Genomic DNA, 22,778 nt, shown 5'->3' with positions numbered 1-22,778 from the left:
GGCCCTCTCCTGCATTTTACTCTTCGTTGTCAGCACGCCGCGGGGAGTCAATCTCGACACGGTCAATACGCTGCAAACCACGCATCAAGGTGCCGCGACGGCCACGCTCACCGGTCACTTTCAGCAACTCTTCCGGGCGCAGTTTAATTTTGCGTTTCCCGACATGAATCGTCAGCGTACTTTGTGGGGGCAGGACATATAGATGTGCAAGACCATCCTCGCCACGAGCGGCTTCTGCCGACGGGATGTTAATGATCTTGTTGCCTTTACCCTTCGACAGTTGCGGGAGCTCACTGACCGGGAACATCAGCATACGTCCAGCCAGAGTGATCGCCAGCAACATATCGGAAGGATCCTGAATCACCACTGGCGGCATAACATGCGCGTTTTCTGGCAGAGTAATCAGTGCCTTACCTGCACGGTTACGCGCCACCAGATCGTTAAAGGTACAGACGAATCCGTAACCTGCATCGGAAGCCATCAACAGTTTCTGATCGTCGCTTTCCATTAGCATGTGATCAACGGTAGCACCTGGCGGCAACGTCAGTTTACCGGTGAGCGGTTCGCCCTGACCACGCGCTGAGGGCAGCGTAATGGGGTCGATGGCGTAGCTGCGTCCGGTAGAGTCAACAAACACCACAGGCTGGTTACTCTTGCCTTTCACCGCAGCTTTGAAACTATCACCTGCTTTGTAGTTCAGACCTGGGGCGTCGATATCATGGCCTTTGGCACTACGCACCCAGCCCATCTGCGACAACACAATGGTAACCGGCTCAGACGGCAACATGTCGTGCTCGCTCATCGCTTTCGCTTCTTCGCGTTCCTGCAGCGGCGAACGGCGATCGTCACCATACGCTTGTGCGTCGGCCTGTAGCTCTTTTTTCAGCAGGTTATTCATTTTGCGCTCGGAAGCCAGAATGCCTTGCAACTGATCGCGCTCTTTTTCCAGCTCGTTCTGCTCACCGCGAATCTTCATCTCTTCCAGTTTGGCGAGGTGGCGCAGTTTCAGTTCGAGAATCGCTTCCGCCTGAGTTTCCGTAATGCCGAAGCGCGACATCAGCGCCGGTTTCGGTTCATCTTCATTACGAATGATCTCAATCACTTCGTCGATGTTGAGAAATGCCACCAGCAAACCTTCGAGGATATGCAGGCGCTTGAGGACTTTCTCCAGACGATAGTTCAGACGGCGGCGTACGGTATCACGACGGAACACCAGCCATTCGGAGAGGATTTCCCGCAGATTTTTCACCGCAGGACGCCCATCCAGACCGATCATATTGAGGTTAATACGATAGCTCTTTTCCAGATCGGTGGTGGCGAAGAGGTGATTCATCACCTGCTCCATATCCACGCGGTTGGAACGCGGCACGATCACCAGACGGGTCGGGTTCTCGTGGTCAGATTCATCGCGCAGATCGTCAACCATCGGCAGCTTCTTGTTGCGCATTTGCGCAGCAATCTGTTCCAGTACGCGCGCGCCAGAAACCTGATGCGGTAGTGCGCTGATAACCACCGCGCCATCTTCTTTCTTCCACACCGCGCGCATACGCACAGAACCGCGACCGTTTTCGTAGATTTTGCGGATCTCCGCTCGGGAGGTAATGATTTCCGCTTCGGTCGGGTAGTCCGGTCCCTGCACGATATCCAGTAACTGGTCGAGCGTGGTATTGGGCTGCTCAATTAAGGCGATTGCCGCCTGCGCGACTTCACGCAGGTTGTGCGGCGGAATATCCGTCGCCATGCCGACGGCAATGCCAGTGGTGCCGTTAAGTAAAATATTCGGCAAGCGGGCAGGGAGCATTTTCGGCTCTTGCAACGTGCCGTCGAAGTTTGGCACCCAATCCGCCGTTCCTTGCCCCAGTTCACTTAATAAAAGCTCGGAATATTTCGACAGGCGGGATTCGGTGTAACGCATTGCTGCGAACGATTTCGGATCGTCCGGCGCCCCCCAGTTCCCCTGCCCGTCCACCAGCGGATAACGGTAAGAGAATGGCTGCGCCATCAGCACCATCGCTTCATAGCAGGCGCTGTCGCCATGCGGATGGTATTTACCCAGTACGTCACCGACAGTACGAGCCGACTTTTTAAATTTGGCGGTAGCATTCAGGCCCAGTTCTGACATCGCATACACAATGCGGCGTTGAACGGGTTTCAGACCATCACCAATAAACGGCAACGCACGGTCCATGATCACGTACATGGAGTAGTTTAAGTAGGCGTTCTCCGTAAACTCATGCAGCGCAAGGCGCTCTGCCATATCGCTCATTAATTCTGATTCCTCAACTTATTCGCCAGCCTTCAAAGGGGCAATATTGCTGGAGATACTACATTATCTGCCGCGTCGAGTCACAGGAGATCAGCGTCATTAGCGCCGCCGGACGTGCTCCGGCGGCGATAAAGGCATCAATGTGCCTTGATATACAACTCTTTGCTGTAAACATAATCCTGAGGATTATGCAGCGGGAAACCGCCAACGTAGGGTTTAAGCAGTTTGATCAGCAGTTGATAGTAGATGGGAATGAGCGGAGCCTGCTGGTTGATAATGGCCTCGGCCTGTTGATACAGCACGTTACGTTTCCCCGCATCAGTGGTTTGCGCCGCCTGATTCAATATCGCGTCATACTGCGTGTTTTTCCAGTGACCGACGTTCTCTTCACTATCGCTTTTAAGCGTGTTCAGGAAAGTGGAAGCATCATTGTACGTCGCATCCCACGACTGCCGCGACAACATGAAATCACCGCTACGCCGGGCATCAAGATACGTTTTCCACTCCATCGTGCGCAGCGTCACCTGTGCGCCAAGCCATTTTTTCCATTCGGAAGACAAGGCTATCGCCGTTTTCTCATGCAGATCGTATTTGTTGTAGAACAGTTCAAAGCGTAGCGGGTGAGAGGCGTCGTATCCCGCCTGTTTCAGCAAGGCTTTTGCCATCGCGACGCGCTCACTCATTGGCTGTTGCAATTCATCGAACGTCGCCGCACTAAAAACTTCTATCTCTGGCGGCGTCAGCGTGGTTGCAGGCGTTCGCAGTCCGAGTACCTTTTGCGCGATTAACGACCTGTCGACCGTCAGATATAGCGCCCGCCGGACACGAACATCGTCAAACGGCGGTTTCTGCATATTGAAGTTGTAATATTCGCTGTTCAGACGCGGGATAATCTGCAACTCGCCTGGCAACGATTTTTCGATAGCAGGAATTTGCTGCGCCGGAACCCAGGCCAGATCGACCTCTCCCGCGCGATAGCGGTTATAGCCAGTGACCGAATTATCCAGCGCCAGATACTCGACCTGCTGCAAAACGGTATGCTCTGCATCGCGGTACTTAGAATTTTTGCGAGCAGTAATCTTTTCGTTAACGACCCACTTATCAAGCACAAAGACACATTTGGCTCACAAGATTCCCCATCACACCAACGGCACATAAACATCCGTTTCCAGTCGCTGCTCTGTCATCCCTTCGGCAAGATTGGTGTAGTGAAACAGGAGCGGTGCTTTACGCATTTTCTCACCACTTTCAGGAAGCCAGCGGCGAATGATGGCCCAGATGGTATGAGATATGTTATCCGGATTGCCAACATGGCGGGCAACGGCATAGCGTCCCGAAGTAAGTTCACCATTACTCACGCCATAACGATTCTCCGGAATCGGTTCGTTAACGCTGCCGCAGATATCAAAGCGAAACGCATCTGGTGAGGTGGTGGCAGGATCGTCCCAGGCGACGCCAAAGGTCTGGCTTTGATTAACAGGGGAAAGCCCCGTCTCTTTGCGCCACATGATAAATTTCGCCACGCTGTAGTTGAGCAACTCAGGACTACCGCGATGCGGCAAAATCGCCACATGGGTGGATGGAAAATCGATAACACTTACTTTCAAGGTCTGGTTTTTCATTTTGCCTCCCTGCGAAATTATTCCCGGGAACGCGTCCCGGGAGCGGTAAAATTACGGGTTTACTTTGCGGATCTGTTTAACGTCAATTTCAACAGAGTTCCAGTCTTTATCCACTTCGCCCTGAATCTCAACCGTATCTTTCGGCGTTACCGTCACACCGTTCCAGCGTTTATGGTCGATATCTACATTGATGGTGCCGCTGGCATCTTTGAACAGGTACAGATCGTCAGAGATGCGCTCAACGATATTGCCACGCAGAGTTACCCAGGTGTCGTCACGCAGAGATTTCGCGTTTTCTACGTTAGTTACGCTGCCGTTCGGCCCCTGGAATCCTCCGGTCTGACTTTGTGTTGCCGATGGGCCAGAAAAACCCCCCTGCTCTGCTGCCATTACCGGTGCGCTGCACAGGGCCATTACTGCAATTGCTGCTGCGAATTTTTTCATGTTTGTTACTCCCTTTAATGTCTGTTTCCGAGCATTAAACAAGATAGTCCTTAACAACTTCTTAAGGAAAAAAAAGAAAATTTAGGGCTGTACAGAGCACGTTACAACACGGTTTACTTGCAACAAATACAGTTATCGCAGGGATGAAAAGATGCGAATTTTACTGATAGAAGATGACATGCTGATTGGCGATGGCATCAAAACAGGTCTGAGTAAGATGGGTTTTAGCGTCGACTGGTTTACGGAAGGTCGTCAGGGAAAAGAGGCGCTCTATAGCGCACCTTACGACGCGGTAATTCTGGATTTAACCTTACCGGGCATGGATGGCCGCGATATTTTGCGCGAATGGCGAGAAAAAGGTCAACGTGAGCCGGTACTGATCCTGACCGCGCGCGACGCACTGGCGGAGCGCGTAGAAGGTTTGCGCCTGGGGGCCGACGATTATCTGTGCAAACCTTTTGCGCTGATAGAAGTCGCCGCCCGGCTGGAAGCCCTGATGCGTCGAAGCAACGGGCAAGTCAGTAATGAGTTACACCACGGCAACGTAATGCTTGACCCCGGCAAACGTATCGCCACCCTGGCAGGTGAACCCTTAACGTTAAAACCAAAAGAATTTGCCCTGCTGGAACTCCTGATGCGCAACGCCGGTCGGGTACTGCCGCGCAAACTGATTGAAGAAAAACTGTATACCTGGGACGAAGAGGTCACCAGCAATGCCGTCGAAGTGCATGTGCATCATCTGCGGCGCAAACTCGGCAGTGACTTTATTCGTACCGTTCATGGTATAGGCTACACATTAGGTGAGAAATGAAATTTACCCAACGCCTTAGTCTGCGAGTCAGGCTGACGCTGATCTTTTTGATTCTGGCCTCGGTGACCTGGCTGCTTTCCAGTTTTGTCGCCTGGAAGCAAACAACGGATAACGTCGACGAGTTGTTCGATACCCAGTTAATGCTGTTTGCCAAACGGTTAAGTACGCTCGATCTCAACGAAATCAATGCGGCAGATCGTATGGCAAGAGCGCCGAAGAAATTCAAACACGGTCATGTAGATGATGATGCGCTAACCTTTGCCATCTTTACCCACGATGGAAAAATGGTGCTCAACGATGGCGACAACGGGGAGGATATTCCCTATCACTATCAACGTGAAGGATTTACTAACGGTCAACTGGTAGATGAAGATGATCCCTGGCGTTTTGTTTGGATGACGTCGTCTGATGGTAAATACCGCATTGTTGTAGGTCAGGAATGGGAATACCGTGAAGACATGGCGCTGGCGATTGTCGCCGGGCAATTGATCCCGTGGCTCGTTGCGTTACCCATTATGTTAATCATCATGATGGTACTGCTGGGTCGTGAACTCTCGCCGCTGAACAAACTGGCGCTTGCGCTACGTTTGCGCGATCCCGACTCAGAAAAACCACTTAACACCGCAGGTGTACCCAGCGAAGTGCGTCCACTGGTCGAGTCGCTGAATCAACTTTTCGATCGTACACATGCGATGATGATCCGTGAGCGGCGCTTTACCTCTGATGCAGCTCACGAACTGCGCAGCCCATTAACGGCGCTGAAAGTGCAAACCGAAGTCGCACAGCTTTCCGATGATGATCCACAGGCACGGAAAAAAGCACTAATGCAATTACATTCCGGGATCGATCGCGCTACCCGCCTGGTTGATCAGTTGCTCACCCTGTCGCGGCTCGACTCACTGGATAACCTTCAGGACGTCGCGGAGATCCCGCTTGAAGACCTCCTGCAATCGTCAGTGATGGATATTTACCATACGGCGCAGCAGGCAAAAATTGACGTGCGGCTGACGCTCAATGCCCACGGCATCAAACGCACCGGGCAACCGCTATTGCTAAGTCTACTGGTCCGAAATCTGCTGGATAACGCAGTACGTTACAGTCCACAGGGCAGCGTGGTGGACGTCACTCTGAATGCAGATAATTTCACCGTAAGAGACAACGGCCCCGGTGTGACACCAGAGGCACTGGCGCGAATTGGTGAACGTTTCTACCGCCCCCCTGGACAAACCGCTACCGGCAGCGGGCTTGGGCTGTCGATTGTCCAGCGAATCGCCAAATTGCATGGCATGAATGTTGTGTTTGGGAATGCGACACAAGGTGGATTTGAGGCGAAGGTGAGCTGGTAGTGCATATGTCTATGAGAGCCGTTTAAACAGCTCTCATAGATATTCTTAATAGCAAAATATAAGCTGTCCCCAAAAAAGCCACCAACCACAAACCAGACAAATAACGAGCGAGAATACATATAGCCAAAACTCGAACATTTCCCGAACAAAGAGTTTTCTTAAGATGATAATAATAAGTGGCGTCAGAAGAAAAAACGCGGTTATCACTGCTTGTAATATACGTTCTTCGCCTGATACGGAAGGTATATTGCAAATATTGTCTCCCGACTCAAGCATCCAGTCATACTCATTGAAAGCAAAAAAAGCATCTATTAACCAATAAGTAAGCATTATATATAACAGAGCTTCAAATATTGATAGTAGTTTTTTCTTTAACATCTCTAATTACTCATTAATCAATTTTTTGATATGTTCTCTAATCTCTAACAACCTCATACCATAAGAGATGAATTTATAATCATCTGTATCACGTGCAGGCACATTATTAATTAAATAAACAAAAAAATCCAAATCTCGTTCAACACCACGATTATATCTAATACCAGCCATAATATACTGTTCATTCGTCATATACAGTGTTGCCGAAGAGGGATAATCAAAAAGGGCAAGATCTCTTAAATGAGTAGCAGCAATTTGAAAGGTAAAATCATCTTCCATTAGGCACGTCGCTAACTCTAACTGATTTCTGGTAGTTAATTCAGAAGGATCAAGACCTAGAGTAATCGCTGCGGTTCGTATTTGTATACCCATTGAGCCAAATGATGTTTTATTTTCAGGCATATCTAACAATCCGATCATTCTTTTTGTTTCATATATCTGAAACTTATAATTTTCAGGCATACCTCCTGACTCAATCCAGGCCACACCGCCAAGTAATTCTGGACGGATCCCAGCGGCATATGCATGTTTAATTATTTTGTCCCTATTATATTGTACATATGCATCTTTATAAGCATTTAAATAATATACTCCTGAACGGCGGCTCGAATCATTTTTTCCTAACTTCCAGAGTAAAACGTCCATTTCATCCCATTTACGGAACTTCGTTTGTGGAATTGTACAATACCTATTTTTTATAGTCAGCTCGCTTTTCATATTTAAAAAACCCTTTCATCCCAACAACTATATGATTCCGTACTCGCAACATGGTGCTTCCATGTTATATTTTTATAATTAAGAACAATGACCTCTTCCGGTTGATTACCCGCGTGTGTAATTGAGTGTGGATAACAAGTCAGAATATTCAATAAATGTGCCCCTTGCAATTCAATTGTGTAAAACCTTTCAATACAACCGCCAGAATTAAGTCTATAAAAATTAAATGCAGCTGATAACTCTTCATTTTCAGAAAGAGCAGCATTTAATAAAGGAGAGGATTTATCTATTGGCTTATAAAATTTTATGGGATGATGTACTACATTATATTCTCGACTTAAAGAATGGTCGAACTGTAAAACAAAGATTTCATCCTGATGATTTATTTGATATTTATTACCAATAGATGCATACGAACCACAGCCCTCAGAGATCAAACCTTGTATTTTTCCTTTAATTGATAAATATATGATATTTGACATATATATTCTCCATAATTATTTTCCCGAAAAACTCCTGTATCATTTGCATAATACATCTCTCCTGTAGGAGCTTATGGGAAGTCGATTTCAGTATTGTCATTTTCAGAAAATATTTATCCTGCATCGGTGAGTCAGAGCAAAATCAAACTTTTGCAAAATTCGCAAAAGACTTTGCACATTTTGCTAATTTCACCGCACCGCTCTGTGACGTACTATAGTCGGCAAACGTCTCACCTTGAGGATAAAAAATGAGCAACATCCTGATTATCAACGGCGCGAAAAAATTCGCCCACTCCAATGGTCAACTGAACGACACCCTGACCGAAGTCGCGGATGGCACGCTGCGCGACCTCGGGCATGATGTCCGCATCGTTCGCGCCGACAGCGACTACGATGTCAAAGCCGAAGTACAAAACTTTCTCTGGGCTGATGTGGTGATCTGGCAGATGCCAGGCTGGTGGATGGGCGCACCGTGGACGGTGAAGAAATATATCGATGATGTGTTCACCGAAGGTCACGGCACGCTGTATGCCAGCGATGGTCGTACCCGCAAAGATCCGTCGAAAAAATACGGTTCTGGCGGCCTGGTACAGGGCAAAAAATATATGCTTTCCCTGACCTGGAACGCACCAATGGAAGCCTTCACCGAAAAAGACCAATTCTTCCACGGCGTTGGCGTTGACGGCGTGTATCTGCCGTTCCATAAAGCAAACCAATTCCTGGGTATGGAACCGCTGCCGACATTTATCGCTAATGATGTGATAAAAATGCCTGATGTTCCCCGCTATACTGAAGAATATCGCAAGCATCTTGTAGAGATTTTTGGTTAACTAGGGCTCTGGCTTTAGAAGGAGTTAACCATGATTACAGTAATCGCAGAAATCCGTACTCGTCCTGGTCAACATCACCGTCAGGCGGTATTGGATCAATTTGCTAAAATCGTTCCAACCGTACTGAAGGAAGAAGGTTGCCACGGCTATGCGCCGATGGTGGATTGCGCTGCTGGCGTGAGTTTCCAGTCTATGGCGCCGGACTCTATCGTGATGATTGAGCAGTGGGAAAGTATCGCGCATCTTGAAGCGCACTTGCAGACCCCGCACATGAAAGCGTACAGCGAGGCCGTAAAAGGCGATGTGCTGGAGATGAATATCCGCATCCTGCAACCGGGGATTTAACCTTCCTGAAAAGAGGCCGGTGTTGCTACCGGCCTCAGGTCAGATTAGCCATTCTTTCTTCCCGTTTTCAAACCCCGATGGAAATCGTTAATTCGCTTAATGGTTTTAACCGCACGCTGCGGCATCGCGGAAGCCACCGACCAGACAATCATTTCCAGACACAACAATACCGTACCATGTAGTGGCGTTTTCCCCTTTTCATCCCCGCGCGGAACATGAATCACGATACTGGCGTCTTTGCTAAAACGTGAATCCAGCGCGTTTGTCAGCAAAATAACAGGGATCCCCAGCCGTCTCGCTTCACGCAGCGTTGTCAGCCCTTCCCGGTGCGCAGATTTTTGCGCCATCATGATCAGAACATCACCTCGCTGAAGCGCGATCAATTGCTCGGCAAGGCCAATACCCGTACGGTTTAGCGCCGTGGCAGGCAAGCCTATGCGGTTGAATAGTCGTGCGGTATAGTCCGCCAGAATACCCGAAGCGCCAATGCCAAAAATTGCGACTTGCCGTGCCTGCACCAACAACGCTACCGCTTGCGCAAGCGCGTGGCGGTTTTCAGGCTCTGACAGGACATTACAGGTATACAAATGCCCTTCAAGAACAAAGTCGATTGCGGTGTTAACATCGCTCGTCAAGTTACTCACCGTCGTAGACATCTTTTCGCTGGAACTAAGGGCTGGACCAAGCCACTGTTCCAGAGTGCGTTTCAGATCACGCAGCCCGGCAAACCCCAGGGCCTGGATAGCCCGAATCACTGTGGCATCGGAAGTGTTCAACGTGGCCGCAATTTCCATCGCCGTTTGCTCGAGTACCACTTCACGATGCTCATTAATGTAGCTGGCGACAGCTCTTAACCCAGGCGTTAACTGACTCGCGCGAGTGCGAAAACGCTCACCATAAATATCAACCCGCGTTTTGTCTTTCTGAATCATTTGGCCTCCGGTAGAGGTCGTCCCGCAATTTGTGATTGTATCTGCGCAGCCATCAGCCCCAGAGATGCAAAGGAGTTAGAAATCGCCTCTTCACGAGAAATCAACACATAGCGTCCTGAACGACAGGCCGTCAGAAACTGACACCACCCCGGCATGACTTTTTCCATTGCTGCCAGCTCATCCTGAGGTTTACCACCGGTGTCACCGCGCCAGGTTGCAAAAACAAAATCGGCATCCAGTTCAGGCAAACGCTCCGCGCTCACATCCATTCGCCCACCTTCAGGAATGCTCTCAATCAGCGGTGGAAAGCGAAAACCAGCATCGCGTAATACCCGCCCCAGCGAATGATAGCTATGCATCACATTAATTTTTCCCTGATTTGCCTGAATCACCGATACCGTTATTTTTTGGCTGTCCAGCGTCGCCTTCAGCGCATTGATTTGTGCCTGATAGCGGCGTTCAAGTATCGCCAGCTGCGCCTGTGTTCCTGTAAGTTCTGCCAGCTTGCGGTAGATTTCTGGCGCCCCCCCTTTGAGATGATCAATGCTCACCGTGGGCGCAATTTTTTCCAGTTGTTCAATAGGCGTATTACGGGTCGGTTCTGTGATGATCAGGTCAGGCTTTGCCGCCACAATCGCTTCAATATCAATGTCGGCTGTTCCAATGAAGGCGATCGATGAATTATCGAAGTCGACACCTGTCAGTAATGCGCCTGATCGAATGAAATGGCTACCGTCAGGCCGTGTTCGCCCGTGGCTGGCGACAGGAGGTACACCAAGCTCAATCAGAGGAATAGTGATATCAAGATCGTGTAAAGAGACAATTCTCTTTGGATGAGCAGGAACAGTGACTTTGCGCCCTAAATCATCGGTAAAGACCTGAACAGGTTCTGTCGCGCGGGCAAAAAATGACAACAGTATCAGCAGTGAAAAAAATAAACGCATATAACTCCCGTTAAAAACTGTTCCTGCGCTGCCAGAGCAGTAGCAAAAAGAATGGTCCACCAATCAATGAAATAATGATTCCGGCAGGCAGTTGCAAAGGCAAAAAAGCCAAACGACCAATGCTATCCGCCAGGATGACTAACAACGCCCCCGATACGGCGCTCCCCAGCAGTAATGTCGTCTGCCCGCCACGTAGAATAAAACGTGATATATGGGGTGCTATCAATCCGACAAAACCGATGTTACCAACACACGAAACGCAGACGGCTGTCAGGATTATTGGTGCGGCTACACGTAACAACGCCAGACGAGAACTATTCACCCCTAACCCAGTTGCAACCTGATGACCAAGCAGAGCGATATCCGCCGTCCTGGCGGTGAACAGCAATAAAAGAGCGGCTGGCAACATCCAACAGGCTGAAATACCGACTAACATCCAGTTAGCTGCATGCAGGCTTCCCGATAACCACATCAATGCAGTTTGTACATCTCGAACATCTGCAGTGGTCATAAATACACCGATACCGGCGGCGAAAAACCAGGAAACACCAATGCCAATCAGAACAAATCGCGGGCGGGAAATATCGCGCGCACAAAAAATCACGATTAAAGCCACCAACAAGCCACCAGCAAGACCAGCCACTGGACGCCAGAACATTCCCAGCATTGGAAACTGGAAGATCAGCCACAGCACCGCCACGCTACATCCTTCTTTGACGCCGATTAAACCGGGATCGGCAAGGCCGTTACGCGCAATGGATTGCATCGCTGCCCCCGCCATACCTAACATGGCTCCGCATAGCAATGCCATGATGACTCTCGGCAAGCGAATATCCTGCACAATATAACGTGCGTCTGTGCTTACGTTTTCTGGAGCAAACAACGCTCGCCCTACTTCCGATGCCGGGATAGAGAAAGAGCCATGCATCAGACCGAATATCAGTATTCCAACCGCAAACAGAAACAGCCCACCAAGCAACACCAGATTTTTAGGGCGTACCAGCGTCGAAAACTTACCAACACGTAGTGGGCGTAGCCCGACGTTCATTATCCGACTCATTTGAACATCCTCGTCGCCATAATGACAAAAACGGGCGCACCAACTAACGCCGTCATGACACCGGTCGCTAACTCATGGGGCGTGAAAAGCGTCCGGGCAATAATATCTGCCAGTAATAACAATAAGGCGCCGATACAAGCTGAAAGAGGGAGCAGAACGCGCAGATCCGCTGATACCAGACGCCGGACAATCTGCGGTACCAACAGGCCGACAAAGCCAATGGGGCCAGCAATCGATACGGCTGCGCCACAGAGCAACGCGATCGCAAGCAGGGTGAATGTTCGCGTGCGTAGTACCGAGACGCCCAGACCTTGCGCCATGCGATCGCCCAGAGCCAGCATATTAAGAGAGGGCGCGAGGTAAAGGGCTAATACAAATCCCCCCAGAGAAAACCAGCCGGACGTACCCAACGTCGCCCAATCCTGCCCTGCTAAATCACCTGCTAGCCATGTCCGCATCGCCAGCAGCGTTTGTTCGTCAAGAATCAGGATTGCCGCCGTTATTGAGGACACGAACGCCGATAGCGCCACGCCGCATAAAGTAACTTTCATTGGCGTTAACCCTGAACGCCCTGCGGAGGAAAGCAGCAATATCAACAGGAACAATAACGCGCCTCCCGCAGATGCCAGCAGTGGACGTCCAACAGGAAAGGCCAGTCCAAGCGCGCTGGCGGCAACGACAGCGAGGGCGGCTCCGGCATTTAAGCCTAAAATATGTGGCTCTCCCAATGGGTTACGAATGACAGCCTGCAACAAAGCACCAGCAACACCAAGAGAAGCACCGGTGAGCAATGCTGCAGCTAAACGCGGCAAACGGAGTCTTACAATTACGTTGTGATCGAAGTTTTGCGGTTCAAAATGAAGAAATGCCTGCAACACCGTTTGTGGTGCAATAAATCGGGCACCAATCCCTGGATATACCACGCATCCCACCAACAGTAAGGCGAGGAAAAAAACAGTAACCAGCCCCGTGCGCATCATACTTTTTCTACACCACGAAACGGCATGAAGAACGGTTTCCCCGTCAGAGGATTTATTGATGCGTGAACATCAACGTCAAAAACCGCTTTTACCAGCTCAGGCGTGCAATATTCCCCCTCATTTAACACACGCACCACTTTCCCCTGGCGTAAAAATATCAGCGTATCGCCATAATTCACGGCAAAATTCAGATCATGCAACACCACGACGACAGTACGCCCGTGATGACGCGTTAAATCATGTAATAACTCAAGAATTTCAACCTGATAACGTAAATCAAGCCAGGTTGTGGGTTCATCCAGCAGGATATAAGGCGTCTTTTGCGCCAACACCATCGCAATCCAGCAACGCTGGCGCTGCCCACCAGAGAGTTTTTCAACAGGTAAATGTGCAAACTCCTGCGTACCGGTTAATTTCAGAGCCTCTTCTACCGCCAGCTCATCGGCGTCGCTCCATTGACGTATGAAATTTTGCCAGGGAAAACGCCCACGCGACACCAGTTCATAAACGGTTAAGCCCTCCGGCAATAATGGCGACTGCGGCAAGATCCCAAGTCTACGGGATAACGCTTTCGTTGGTTGCTCGTGAATCGCTTTACCATCCAGCAATATCGCGCCGCCCATGGGTTGCAAGATACGTGCAATGGTGCTGAGCAACGTCGACTTTCCACAGCCGTTTGCCCCAACCAGAACGGTCATTTTTTCTGTGGGAACGGAGAAAGAAACACCATCAACAATGATTTTCTTGTGATACCCGGCAGAAACATTGTCGAGGATCAGCCCCTGCCCTTTTGCGTTATGTGCCACGTGTACGCCAACTTAATCAAAGACAAACAAAAATAAAACTCATTCTCCTTTGAGAGTTTGACGCCACAAAATGTAGTAGTCAAGAAGTTAAAAGCCATACAAAAACAAGGTAAATAACAGGTGAAATATTTTTAAAAATAAAAACAAAACCATTAAATATTAATAAGTTACCATCAATTTAATTGCATTAACCTCTCATAAAAACACATGTAGCAATTTTTTGTTATTTCTAATTTACTACTACATCACCGCATGATTGAATGATTCTCAATTACATATCCGATGGCGAAATAACAAACGGATAGTGCTTAGTGAGCAACAAGAAACAATTTTCACTCGCGACAATCCGTGAGTTTTTGGGATAACAGACTAAATGGCTAAGTTCACACCTTCATTCTCAGGAATCAAAGGTCGGGCGCTCTTTTCACTGCTCTTTGCAGCACCGATGATTCATGCAACCGACACTGTAACGACCAAAGATGGCGAAACAATCACTGTTACAGCGGATGCAAATACCGCAACTGAGGCGACCGATGGTTATCAACCCCTGAGCACCTCCACGGCGACATTAACCGATATGCCGATGCTGGATATCCCGCAGGTGGTCAATACGGTTAGCGATCAGGTTCTGGAAAATCAGAATGCGACGACGCTGGATGAGGCGCTTTATAACGTCAGTAACGTGGTACAGACCAATACATTAGGCGGAACTCAGGACGCCTTTGTACGTCGTGGGTTTGGTGCTAACCGGGATGGCTCCATCATGACCAATGGTCTGCGAACCGTACTTCCTCGTAGCTTCAACGCTGCAACTGAACGTGTGGAAGTGCTAAAAGGTCCGGCCTCCACGCTGTATGGCATTCTCGATCCTGGCGGACTGATTAACGTCGTGACAAAGCGCCCGGAAAAAACATTCCATGGTACTGTCTCAGCCACTTCCTCCAGTTTTGGCGGAGGCACTGGGCAACTGGATATCACAGGCCCCATTGAAGGTACTCAGCTGGCATATCGCCTGACGGGGGAAGTGCAAGATGAAGATTACTGGCGGAATTTCGGTAAAGAGCGCAGCACATTTATTGCCCCATCACTCACCTGGTTTGGTGATAATGCAACAGTAACCATGCTCTATTCACATCGGGATTATAAAACGCCGTTCGATCGTGGAACGATTTTCGACCTTACGACGAAACAGCCCGTCAACGTTGATCGAAAAATACGTTTCGACGAACCGTTTAATATTACAGATGGTCAGTCCGATCTGGCGCAACTCAACGCAGAATATCATCTCAATAGCCAGTGGACAGCGCGCTTTGATTACAGCTACAGCCAGGATAAATACAGCGATAATCAGGCTCGTGTTACCGCGTATGATGCAACGACAGGAACGCTGACACGGCGTGTTGATGCAACTCAGGGATCTACCCAGCGTATGCATTCTACTCGTGCGGATCTGCAAGGGAATGTTGATATTGCTGGATTCTATAATGAGATTCTGGGTGGGGTGTCATATGAATATTATGATCTTCTGCGCACAGATATGATTCGCTGTAAAAACGCTAAAGATTTCAATATCTACAACCCCGTTTATGGCAATACCAGCAAATGCACAACGGTTTCGGCGTCGGACAGTGATCAGACGATCAAACAGGAGAGCTACTCAGCTTATGTACAGGATGCGCTCTATCTGACAGATAACTGGATTGCTGTCGCCGGGCTCCGCTATCAGTATTACACGCAATATGCGGGTAAAGGCCGTCCTTTTAATGTCAATACTGACAGCCGCGATGAACAATGGACGCCCAAACTGGGGTTAGTCTACAAACTGACGCCATCGGTATCTTTATTTGCCAATTATTCGCAAACATTTATGCCGCAATCGTCAATTGCCAGCTACATTGGCGATCTTCCACCGGAATCATCTAATGCTTACGAAGTCGGGGCAAAATTCGAGCTGTTCGATGGTATAACCGCAGATATTGCGCTGTTTGATATCCATAAACGTAATGTGTTGTATACCGAAAGTATTGGTGATGAAACCATCGCCAAAACGGCGGGCCGCGTTCGTTCAAGAGGGGTAGAAGTCGACCTTGCAGGAGCATTAACAGAAAACATTAATATCATTGCCAGCTACGGCTATACCGATGCTAAGGTTCTGGAAGATCCTGATTATGCAGGAAAACCATTGCCGAATGTTCCTCGTCATACCGGTTCGCTATTCCTGACCTATGACATTCATAACATGCCTGGCAATAACACACTGACGTTTGGCGGTGGCGGACATGGCGTAAGCCGTCGTTCGGCAACCAATGGGGCTGACTATTATCTGCCAGGCTATTTTGTTGCCGATGCCTTCGCCGCATACAAAATGAAATTGCAGTATCCAGTCACTCTGCAATTAAACGTCAAAAACCTGTTTGATAAAACGTATTACACCTCTTCCATCGCCACAAATAATCTGGGTAATCAGATTGGCGATCCGCGTGAAGTACAATTCACGGTGAAAATGGAATTTTGATAAAAAAAGCCCGGTATACGCGTGTATACCGGGCTATGTTTTATTCTCCTGACGGGAAGATCATCAGACCTCAATCTCCGCCATGTCACCTTTCTCTTGCAACCAGTTACGGCGGTCTTCCGAGCGTTTCTTCGCCAGCAGCATGTCCATCATCGCGTCGGTACGCTGATCGTCTTCATCGTCGATGGTCAACTGCACCAGACGGCGAGTGTTCGGGTCGAGCGTGGTTTCACGTAGTTGCAGCGGGTTCATTTCACCCAGACCTTTAAAACGCTGGACATTTGGCTTGCCTTTCTTGCGTTTTAATTGTTCGAGCACGCCCTCTTTCTCTTCTTCCGTCAAGGCGTAATAGACCTCTTTACCAAGGTCAATGCGGTAGAGCGGTGGTAGCGCTACATATACGTGACCGTGTTTCACCAGCGTACGGAAGTGTTTTACAAACAAGGCGCAGAGCAACGTGGCAATGTGCAGACCATCGGAGTCAGCATCCGCCAGGATACAGATCTTGCCATAACGCAGTTGGCTAAGATCGTCGCTGTCAGGATCGATACCGATCGCTACCGAAATATCGTGTACTTCCTGTGAGGCCAGCACTTCGTCGGAAGAAACTTCCCAGGTGTTAAGGATCTTACCTTTCAGCGGCATGATCGCCTGATATTCACGATCGCGCGCCTGCTTGGCAGATCCGCCTGCAGAGTCCCCTTCCACAAGGAACAGTTCGGTACGGTTAAGATCCTGCGCGGTACAGTCTGCCAGTTTGCCAGGCAGTGCCGGGCCGCTGGTCAGCTTTTTACGCACCACTTTTTTGGCCGCACGCATACGGCGCTGGGCGCTGGAAATCGCCATCTCCGCCAGCAGTTCAGCCGCCTGAACGTTCTGGTTCAGCCACAAGGTGAAGGCATCTTTCACCACGCCCGAAACGAATGCCGCACACTGACGCGAAGAGAGACGCTCTTTGGTCTGCCCGGCAAACTGCGGATCCTGCATTTTCACCGACAGCACATAAGCACAGCGATCCCAGATATCTTCCGCCGACAGCTTCACTCCGCGCGGCAGAATGTTGCGGTATTCGCAAAACTCACGCATCGCGTCCAGCAGCCCCTGACGCAGACCGTTAACGTGCGTACCGCCCTGCATCGTTGGGATCAGGTTGACGTAACTTTCGGTCAGCAGTTCGCCACCTTCAGGAAGCCACAATAGCGCCCAGTCCACCGCTTCGGTATCGCCAGAAAAATTACCGATAAACGGTTTTTCTGGCAGCGTCGGCAGACCATTTACCGCTTCCGCCAGGTAATCATTCAGACCGTCCTGGTAGCACCAGCGTTGTTCGGTATTGTTGATCTCATCTTTAAAAGTGATCTCAACGCCAGGGCACAGTACCGCTTTGGCTTTCAGCACATGTGTAAGACGGGAAACAGAGAAGCGCGGGCTGTCAAAGAAAGTTTCATCCGGCCAGAAGTGCACGCTGGTACCAGTGTTGCGTTTACCGCAAGTACCAACAACCTGCAAATCCTGCACCTTTTCGCCATTTTCAAAGGCGATGTTATAAATCTGACCATCGCGGCGCACGTTAACTTCTACGCGCTTCGACAGGGCGTTAACCACCGAGATCCCCACGCCGTGCAGACCGCCAGAGAACTGGTAGTTTTTGTTAGAAAATTTACCGCCCGCGTGCAAACGGCAAAGAATCAGTTCTACCGCCGGAACACCTTCTTCCGGGTGAATATCCACCGGCATCCCACGGCCATCGTCAATCACTTCCAGCGACTGGTCAGCATGTAAAATAACGTCCACGCGTTTTGCGTGACCGGCCAGTGCTTCATCCACACTGTTATCAATGACTTCTTGCCCCAAATGGTTAGGGCGAGTGGTATCGGTATACATCCCCGGACGGCGGCGAACCGGCTCAAGCCCGGTGAGTACCTCAATGGCATCAGCGTTATAAGTTTGCGTCATGGTTTAAGTTAGTAATTCGAGTTGATCGTCAGAGATGGTGCAGACCAAGAAAATCGACGATCGGGTTGAAATAATCTTCGAAGCCCGTGAATGCGTGGTTGCCGCCTTCTATAACAGTCTGGCGGCAGGAAGCGTAGTACGCCACCGCCTGGCGGTAATCCAGCACTTCATCTCCCGTCTGTTGCAGCAGCCAGATCAAATCCGGCGCTTCCAGCGGGTCAATCTGCATGACTTTAAGATCGTAAATATGGCGAGACTCTAGCACATATTGCTGCCCGGTGTAGGGGTTCTCGTTCTGACCGAGATAGTCAGTAAGCAGTTCAAACGGGCGCACCGCCGGGTTTACCACCACTGCGGGCAGCATAAAACATTGCGACAACCAGGTGGCGTAATATCCCCCCAGTGACGAACCGACAATACCCAGCGAATCGCCGCCATGTTCCAGGACAATGGATTCCAGCAGTTCTGCCGCATCGGAAGGATACGGCGGTAACTGCGGAATAATCATCTCAACGTCAGGGTGATGTTCCGCCAGCCAGTTTTTCAACAAGCTCGCTTTCGCAGAACGCGGCGAACTATTGAAACCGTGTAAATAAAGAAGCGTCGACATCAGTAACCTTCTGAAGCGGTATCTGGTTGGAAACGGGAGTCTGCCAGGCGGTGTACTTCTGTGGTCAGCGTACCATCGGCATGGAGTTCCAGCGTACGCCAACCGGGCGCGATAGTGTCCAGCGTGAAGTTGGAACAGTGCGGCTTAAACTGCACGCAGGTCGATGGCGTTGCCAGCAGGCGACGACCATTCCAGTCGAGATCCAGTTCCTGATGGATATGGCCGCATAACAGATATTTGACGTGCGGAAACTTCACCAGCACGTTATCCAGTTCACCCGCGTTACGCAGACTGTGTTGGTCAAGCCAGCTACAGCCCGCAGGCAACGGATGATGATGCAGCAAAAGCAAGGTATGGCGCTCTGGCGCATCAGCCAGTTTACGTTCCAGCCACTCGAGTTGAAACTCGCTTAGCTCACCGTGCGGTACGCCAAACACCTGGCTGTCCAGCAACAGGATTTGCCACTGTTCACCGATAAACACGCGTTTCGCTGAAGATATACCCGCGTCCTGTAGCGCGCTGTACATCGCAGGCTGGAAATCATGGTTGCCCGGCAGCCAGACGCAGGGCGCACGAAAACTTGCGATGCCTTCAGCGAAGTGCTGATAGGCCGCAGCCGTTTGATCCTGCGCTAAATCACCTGTCGCGACAATCAGGTCGAATTCGTGCTGGTGTGGGCGAATCGCCTCCAGCACCGCCTGGTAACTTTCCCAGGTGTTCACCCCTAACAGGGCTTCGTGCTTTTGCGCAAACAGGTGAGTATCGGTAATTTGTAAAATCCTGACTCTGGACTCACCAGCCAGAGGAAGGGTTAACAGGCTTTCCAAATGGTGTCCTTAGGTTTCACGACGCTAATAAACCGGAATCGCCATCGCTCCATGTGCTAAACAGTATCGCAACCAGTCCGCTAAAAACTGATTAATTTGATGCTTTTCGTCGCGTTGATGCAACTTTTTATTAGGATAATCATACCGCGCTTTGAAGCGAAAAATCTGCTGACTTGAACACACTTCAGCCACCATCGCGTCATGATACAGACGCACAGTCATCGACGGAAGGCTCCAGTAACTGATCGCTGGCGCAATCTGTTCAATAGTCACCAGGGTAGTGTATCGGGTCGATTCCACAATCGTTAGCCGATATTGTGCGTTTGCCACCTGATAGCTTACAGTTTCACCGGGTGCGTCATTGCGCGGTAACAAACGGCGCAATTGTGAAAAGTTCATCTCGCACAGGCGCATCATTTCAGGAAAGTCAGGTGTGTAACGCTTCATTTATGCCCACTCATTTTTTAACGCTTGATGATGCAGTTGCAGCCATTGCAAAGCGATGACCGACGCTGCGTTGTCGATTTTCCCCTCTTCTACCCATTGGTATGCCTGTTCCCGACTTACCACATGAACGCGAATATCTTCGTTTTCATCAGCCAGACCGTGAATGCCGCTTGCGGTCGTGGCGTCCACTTCGCCCACCATAATTGACGAACGCTCGCTGGTGCCGCCTGGGCTTGCCAGGAAACTTAACACCGGTTTGGTCCGTTTCACTTTTAGTCCCGCCTCTTCAATCGCTTCGCGACGGGCAACATCTTCCACACTCTCACCTTCTTCAATCATCCCGGCAACCATTTCCAGTAACCAGGGCGTTTCGCTGGTGTCATACGCGGCGATTCGTATCTGCTCAATCAGTACAACTTCATCGCGCACTGGGTCAAAGGGTAGCAAGACTGCGGCGTGACCGCGTTCAAAAATTTCCCGCCGGACCTCATGACTCATTTGCCCGTTGAATAAACGATGACGAAATCTATAAAGATCTAATGAAAAAAAGCCGCGATAAAGTGTTTCTCGTGCAATAATTTCTACATCGTTTTTGCCAAATGTAACGGGCAGGTTGTCTGGCTTAAGCATGGCTAATGTCCTGGCACTAATAGTGAATAAAATGTGAATTTCAGCGACGTTTGACTGCCGTTTGAGCAGTCATGTGTTAAATTGAGGCACATTAACGCCCTATGGCACGTAACGCCAACCTTTTGCGGTAGCGGCTTCTGCTAGAATCCGCAATAATTTTACAGTTTGATCGCGCTAAATACTGCTTCACCACAAGGAATGCAAATGAAGAAATTGCTCCCCATTCTTATCGGCCTGAGCCTTTCTGGGTTCAGTTCGTTGAGCCAGGCCGAGAACCTGATGCAAGTTTATCAGCAAGCACGCCTTAGTAACCCGGAATTGCGTAAGTCTGCCGCCGATCGTGATGCTGCCTTTGAAAAAATTAATGAAGCTCGCAGTCCATTACTGCCACAGCTAGGTTTAGGTGCAGATTACACCTACAGCAACGGCTACCGCGACGCGAACGGCATCAACTCTAACGCAACCAGTGCGTCCCTGCAGTTGACCCAGTCCATTTTCGATATGTCGAAATGGCGCGCACTGACCTTGCAGGAAAAAGCTGCCGGTATTCAGGACGTCACTTACCAGACCGATCAACAAACTTTGATCCTCAACACCGCGACCGCTTATTTCAACGTGTTGAATGCCATTGACGTGCTTTCTTATACTCAGGCACAAAAAGAGGCAATCTACCGTCAGTTAGATCAAACCACCCAACGCTTTAACGTGGGCCTGGTGGCGATCACCGACGTGCAGAACGCCCGCGCACAGTACGATACCGTGCTGGCGAACGAAGTGACCGCACGTAACAACCTCGACAACGCCGTTGAGCAGCTGCGTCAGATCACCGGTAACTACTATCCGGAACTGGCGGCGCTGAATGTCGAAAACTTCAAGACCGACAAGCCACAGCCGGTTAACGCGCTGCTGAAAGAAGCCGAAAAACGCAACCTGTCGCTGTTACAGGCACGTTTGAGCCAGGATCTGGCGCGCGAGCAAATTCGCCAGGCGCAGGACGGTCACTTACCGACTCTGGATTTGACGGCCTCTACCGGAATTTCTGACACCTCTTACAGCGGTTCAAAAACCCGTGGTGCGACAGGTACCCAATATGACGACAGCAATATGGGCCAGAACAAAGTGGGCCTGAGCTTCTCGCTGCCGATTTATCAGGGCGGAATGGTTAACTCGCAGGTGAAACAGGCACAGTACAACTTTGTCGGCGCCAGCGAGCAACTGGAAAGCGCCCATCGTAGCGTCGTGCAGACCGTGCGTTCCTCCTTCAACAACATTAATGCATCTATTAGTAGCATTAACGCCTACAAACAAGCCGTGGTTTCCGCCCAAAGCTCTTTAGACGCGATGGAAGCGGGCTACTCGGTCGGTACGCGTACCATTGTTGACGTGTTGGATGCGACCACTACGCTGTACAACGCCAAGCAAGAACTGGCGAATGCGCGTTATAACTACCTGATTAACCAGCTGAATATTAAATCAGCTCTGGGTACGCTGAACGAGCAGGATCTGCTGGCACTGAACAATGCGCTGAGCAAACCGGTTTCCACTAACCCGGAAAACGTCGCGCCGCAAACGCCAGAACAGAATGCTATTGCTGATGGTTATGCACCTGATAGCCCGGCTCCAGCCGTTCAGCAAGCATCCGCACGCACTAACACCAGTAACGGTCATAACCCTTTCCGTAACTGATGACGACGACGGGGCTTCGGCCCCGTCTGAACGTAAGGCAACGTAAAGATACAGGTTATCTGCCGCATTCTTCCCCCTTCTCGCTTCAATTTCGACCAGCCATCCTCTATTCTGATGGGTATTTACCACTGGTCCCGGAAGACA

General features: G+C 50.0%; 22 protein-coding genes and 1 pseudogene. 6 read left to right on the top strand and 17 right to left on the bottom strand.

What is annotated here, in order from left to right:
* Nucleotides 1-16: 16 nt before the first annotated feature.
* The 4 genes and pseudogenes from parC to ygiW form a co-directional block, all read right to left on the bottom strand.
* Nucleotides 17-2,266 carry a DNA topoisomerase IV subunit A gene (parC, locus tag FEK50_RS08250; protein ID WP_130210335.1) on the bottom strand — a complete coding sequence of 750 codons (2,250 nt, stop codon included), beginning with the start codon at nt 2,264-2,266 and terminating at the stop codon, nt 17-19.
* A gap of 137 nt (nt 2,267-2,403) precedes the next feature.
* Nucleotides 2,404-3,378, bottom strand: a pseudogene (locus FEK50_RS08245) (ABC transporter substrate-binding protein); the annotation flags it as partial.
* A 27-nt stretch (nt 3,379-3,405) separates the two neighbouring features.
* Nucleotides 3,406-3,888 (bottom strand): GyrI-like domain-containing protein, encoded by a 483-nt coding sequence (locus FEK50_RS08240; RefSeq protein WP_131162522.1) that lies wholly within the window; start codon nt 3,886-3,888, stop codon nt 3,406-3,408.
* Between the two features lie 51 nt (nt 3,889-3,939).
* The gene (gene ygiW / locus FEK50_RS08235; protein WP_096251400.1) at nt 3,940-4,332 is read right to left on the bottom strand and encodes an OB fold stress tolerance protein YgiW; all 393 of its coding nucleotides are present in this window, start codon (nt 4,330-4,332) and stop codon (nt 3,940-3,942) included.
* Nucleotides 4,333-4,483: 151 nt separating this feature from the next.
* Here ygiW and qseB point away from each other — a divergent pair, with 151 nt between their 5' ends.
* Both qseB and qseC read left to right on the top strand, forming a co-directional pair.
* On the top strand, nt 4,484-5,143 hold the full coding sequence (qseB, locus tag FEK50_RS08230; protein ID WP_130261290.1) for a quorum sensing response regulator transcription factor QseB: 660 nt from the start codon (nt 4,484-4,486) through the stop codon (nt 5,141-5,143).
* Nucleotides 5,140-6,489, top strand: a complete 1,350-nt coding sequence (gene qseC, locus FEK50_RS08225; RefSeq protein WP_131162523.1) for a quorum sensing histidine kinase QseC — start codon at nt 5,140-5,142, stop codon at nt 6,487-6,489. Before qseB ends, qseC begins: the two co-directional genes overlap by 4 nt.
* A 45-nt stretch (nt 6,490-6,534) precedes the next feature.
* Here qseC and FEK50_RS08220 read toward each other — a convergent pair whose 3' ends face one another.
* From FEK50_RS08220 to FEK50_RS24475, 3 genes are read right to left on the bottom strand one after another with little or no spacing between them, the layout of a single operon-like run.
* Nucleotides 6,535-6,867 carry a DUF2645 family protein gene (locus FEK50_RS08220; protein ID WP_131162524.1) on the bottom strand — a complete coding sequence of 111 codons (333 nt, stop codon included), beginning with the start codon at nt 6,865-6,867 and terminating at the stop codon, nt 6,535-6,537.
* A 6-nt stretch (nt 6,868-6,873) separates the two neighbouring features.
* Nucleotides 6,874-7,584: a hypothetical protein gene (locus FEK50_RS24480; protein WP_240780289.1), complete on the bottom strand. Its 711-nt coding sequence runs from the start codon at nt 7,582-7,584 to the stop codon at nt 6,874-6,876.
* Between the two features lie 2 nt (nt 7,585-7,586).
* Nucleotides 7,587-8,066, bottom strand: coding sequence for an Hcp family type VI secretion system effector (locus tag FEK50_RS24475; RefSeq protein ID WP_135524394.1), 480 nt, complete (start codon nt 8,064-8,066; stop codon nt 7,587-7,589).
* A 248-nt stretch (nt 8,067-8,314) separates the two neighbouring features.
* Here FEK50_RS24475 and mdaB point away from each other — a divergent pair, with 248 nt between their 5' ends.
* Complete coding sequence (mdaB, locus tag FEK50_RS08210) at nt 8,315-8,896, top strand: NADPH:quinone oxidoreductase MdaB (RefSeq protein ID WP_000065430.1); 582 nt, start codon at nt 8,315-8,317, stop codon at nt 8,894-8,896.
* Between the two features lie 30 nt (nt 8,897-8,926).
* On the top strand, nt 8,927-9,241 hold the full coding sequence (locus FEK50_RS08205) for a putative quinol monooxygenase (protein WP_000633737.1): 315 nt from the start codon (nt 8,927-8,929) through the stop codon (nt 9,239-9,241).
* 44 nt (nt 9,242-9,285) lie between these two features.
* Here FEK50_RS08205 and FEK50_RS08200 read toward each other — a convergent pair whose 3' ends face one another.
* Genes FEK50_RS08200 through FEK50_RS08180 form a run of 5 tightly spaced genes read right to left on the bottom strand, consistent with a single transcriptional unit; the run spans nt 9,286 to nt 13,963 of the window.
* Nucleotides 9,286-10,173: a MurR/RpiR family transcriptional regulator gene (locus FEK50_RS08200; protein ID WP_000614953.1), complete on the bottom strand. Its 888-nt coding sequence runs from the start codon at nt 10,171-10,173 to the stop codon at nt 9,286-9,288.
* A complete protein-coding gene (locus tag FEK50_RS08195; RefSeq protein ID WP_130261294.1) occupies nt 10,170-11,117 on the bottom strand; it encodes an iron-siderophore ABC transporter substrate-binding protein in 948 nt (315 codons plus the stop codon). The genes FEK50_RS08200 and FEK50_RS08195 overlap by 4 nt, the downstream gene beginning before the upstream one ends.
* Before the next feature lie 10 nt (nt 11,118-11,127).
* Nucleotides 11,128-12,165: an iron ABC transporter permease gene (locus tag FEK50_RS08190; RefSeq protein ID WP_130210371.1), complete on the bottom strand. Its 1,038-nt coding sequence runs from the start codon at nt 12,163-12,165 to the stop codon at nt 11,128-11,130.
* Between the two features lie 8 nt (nt 12,166-12,173).
* Entirely contained in the window at nt 12,174-13,157 is a 984-nt protein-coding gene (locus tag FEK50_RS08185) for an iron ABC transporter permease (protein ID WP_131162525.1), read from the bottom strand.
* Complete coding sequence (locus tag FEK50_RS08180) at nt 13,154-13,963, bottom strand: ABC transporter ATP-binding protein (protein ID WP_130210349.1); 810 nt, start codon at nt 13,961-13,963, stop codon at nt 13,154-13,156. Before FEK50_RS08180 ends, FEK50_RS08185 begins: the two co-directional genes overlap by 4 nt.
* A 373-nt stretch (nt 13,964-14,336) precedes the next feature.
* Here FEK50_RS08180 and FEK50_RS08175 point away from each other — a divergent pair, with 373 nt between their 5' ends.
* The gene (locus FEK50_RS08175; protein WP_131162526.1) at nt 14,337-16,478 is read left to right on the top strand and encodes a TonB-dependent siderophore receptor; all 2,142 of its coding nucleotides are present in this window, start codon (nt 14,337-14,339) and stop codon (nt 16,476-16,478) included.
* 63 nt (nt 16,479-16,541) lie between these two features.
* Here the strand turns inward: FEK50_RS08175 and parE are convergent, their stop codons facing one another.
* Genes parE through nudF form a run of 5 tightly spaced genes read right to left on the bottom strand, consistent with a single transcriptional unit; the run spans nt 16,542 to nt 20,948 of the window.
* Nucleotides 16,542-18,434, bottom strand: a complete 1,893-nt coding sequence (gene parE / locus FEK50_RS08170) for a DNA topoisomerase IV subunit B (RefSeq protein WP_130210353.1) — start codon at nt 18,432-18,434, stop codon at nt 16,542-16,544.
* A 28-nt stretch (nt 18,435-18,462) separates the two neighbouring features.
* Entirely contained in the window at nt 18,463-19,044 is a 582-nt protein-coding gene (yqiA, locus tag FEK50_RS08165) for an esterase YqiA (protein WP_000105733.1), read from the bottom strand.
* Nucleotides 19,044-19,871, bottom strand: coding sequence for a 3',5'-cyclic-AMP phosphodiesterase (gene cpdA, locus FEK50_RS08160; RefSeq protein ID WP_130218206.1), 828 nt, complete (start codon nt 19,869-19,871; stop codon nt 19,044-19,046). Before cpdA ends, yqiA begins: the two co-directional genes overlap by 1 nt.
* A 24-nt stretch (nt 19,872-19,895) precedes the next feature.
* The gene (locus tag FEK50_RS08155) at nt 19,896-20,318 is read right to left on the bottom strand and encodes a DUF1249 family protein (RefSeq protein ID WP_000833390.1); all 423 of its coding nucleotides are present in this window, start codon (nt 20,316-20,318) and stop codon (nt 19,896-19,898) included.
* Nucleotides 20,319-20,948 carry an ADP-ribose diphosphatase gene (gene nudF, locus FEK50_RS08150; protein ID WP_021564655.1) on the bottom strand — a complete coding sequence of 210 codons (630 nt, stop codon included), beginning with the start codon at nt 20,946-20,948 and terminating at the stop codon, nt 20,319-20,321.
* Nucleotides 20,949-21,152: 204 nt separating this feature from the next.
* On the opposite strand from nudF, the gene tolC reads away from it, so the two are divergent.
* The gene (gene tolC / locus FEK50_RS08145) at nt 21,153-22,634 is read left to right on the top strand and encodes an outer membrane channel protein TolC (RefSeq protein WP_130210361.1); all 1,482 of its coding nucleotides are present in this window, start codon (nt 21,153-21,155) and stop codon (nt 22,632-22,634) included.
* The last annotated feature ends 144 nt before the right edge of the window (nt 22,635-22,778 follow it).

It is taken from the genome of Escherichia sp. E2586 (assembly GCF_005781105.1).
Classification (GTDB): Bacteria; Pseudomonadota; Gammaproteobacteria; order Enterobacterales; family Enterobacteriaceae; genus Escherichia.
This window is presented reverse-complemented; position numbering and strand designations above follow the sequence as displayed.

Excerpts from the sequence above, each read along its gene's own strand:
- yqiA (WP_000105733.1), bottom strand. The coding sequence starts at position 19,044 with ATGTCGACGCTTCTTTATTTACACGGTTTCAATAGTTCGCCGCGTTCT.
- mdaB (WP_000065430.1), top strand. The coding sequence starts at position 8,315 with ATGAGCAACATCCTGATTATCAACGGCGCGAAAAAATTCGCCCACTCC.
- parC (WP_130210335.1), bottom strand. The coding sequence starts at position 2,266 with ATGAGCGATATGGCAGAGCGCCTTGCGCTGCATGAGTTTACGGAGAAC.
- qseB (WP_130261290.1), top strand. The coding sequence starts at position 4,484 with ATGCGAATTTTACTGATAGAAGATGACATGCTGATTGGCGATGGCATC.
- FEK50_RS08200 (WP_000614953.1), bottom strand. The coding sequence starts at position 10,173 with ATGATTCAGAAAGACAAAACGCGGGTTGATATTTATGGTGAGCGTTTT.
- FEK50_RS08240 (WP_131162522.1), bottom strand. The coding sequence starts at position 3,888 with ATGAAAAACCAGACCTTGAAAGTAAGTGTTATCGATTTTCCATCCACC.
- FEK50_RS24475 (WP_135524394.1), bottom strand. The coding sequence starts at position 8,066 with ATGTCAAATATCATATATTTATCAATTAAAGGAAAAATACAAGGTTTG.
- qseC (WP_131162523.1), top strand. The coding sequence starts at position 5,140 with ATGAAATTTACCCAACGCCTTAGTCTGCGAGTCAGGCTGACGCTGATC.
- tolC (WP_130210361.1), top strand. The coding sequence starts at position 21,153 with ATGAAGAAATTGCTCCCCATTCTTATCGGCCTGAGCCTTTCTGGGTTC.
- FEK50_RS08195 (WP_130261294.1), bottom strand. The coding sequence starts at position 11,117 with ATGCGTTTATTTTTTTCACTGCTGATACTGTTGTCATTTTTTGCCCGC.
- nudF (WP_021564655.1), bottom strand. The coding sequence starts at position 20,948 with ATGCTTAAGCCAGACAACCTGCCCGTTACATTTGGCAAAAACGATGTA.
- FEK50_RS08175 (WP_131162526.1), top strand. The coding sequence starts at position 14,337 with ATGGCTAAGTTCACACCTTCATTCTCAGGAATCAAAGGTCGGGCGCTC.
- FEK50_RS24480 (WP_240780289.1), bottom strand. The coding sequence starts at position 7,584 with ATGAAAAGCGAGCTGACTATAAAAAATAGGTATTGTACAATTCCACAA.
- FEK50_RS08205 (WP_000633737.1), top strand. The coding sequence starts at position 8,927 with ATGATTACAGTAATCGCAGAAATCCGTACTCGTCCTGGTCAACATCAC.
- FEK50_RS08185 (WP_131162525.1), bottom strand. The coding sequence starts at position 13,157 with ATGATGCGCACGGGGCTGGTTACTGTTTTTTTCCTCGCCTTACTGTTG.
- FEK50_RS08155 (WP_000833390.1), bottom strand. The coding sequence starts at position 20,318 with ATGAAGCGTTACACACCTGACTTTCCTGAAATGATGCGCCTGTGCGAG.
- parE (WP_130210353.1), bottom strand. The coding sequence starts at position 18,434 with ATGACGCAAACTTATAACGCTGATGCCATTGAGGTACTCACCGGGCTT.
- FEK50_RS08190 (WP_130210371.1), bottom strand. The coding sequence starts at position 12,165 with ATGAACGTCGGGCTACGCCCACTACGTGTTGGTAAGTTTTCGACGCTG.
- FEK50_RS08220 (WP_131162524.1), bottom strand. The coding sequence starts at position 6,867 with ATGTTAAAGAAAAAACTACTATCAATATTTGAAGCTCTGTTATATATA.
- ygiW (WP_096251400.1), bottom strand. The coding sequence starts at position 4,332 with ATGAAAAAATTCGCAGCAGCAATTGCAGTAATGGCCCTGTGCAGCGCA.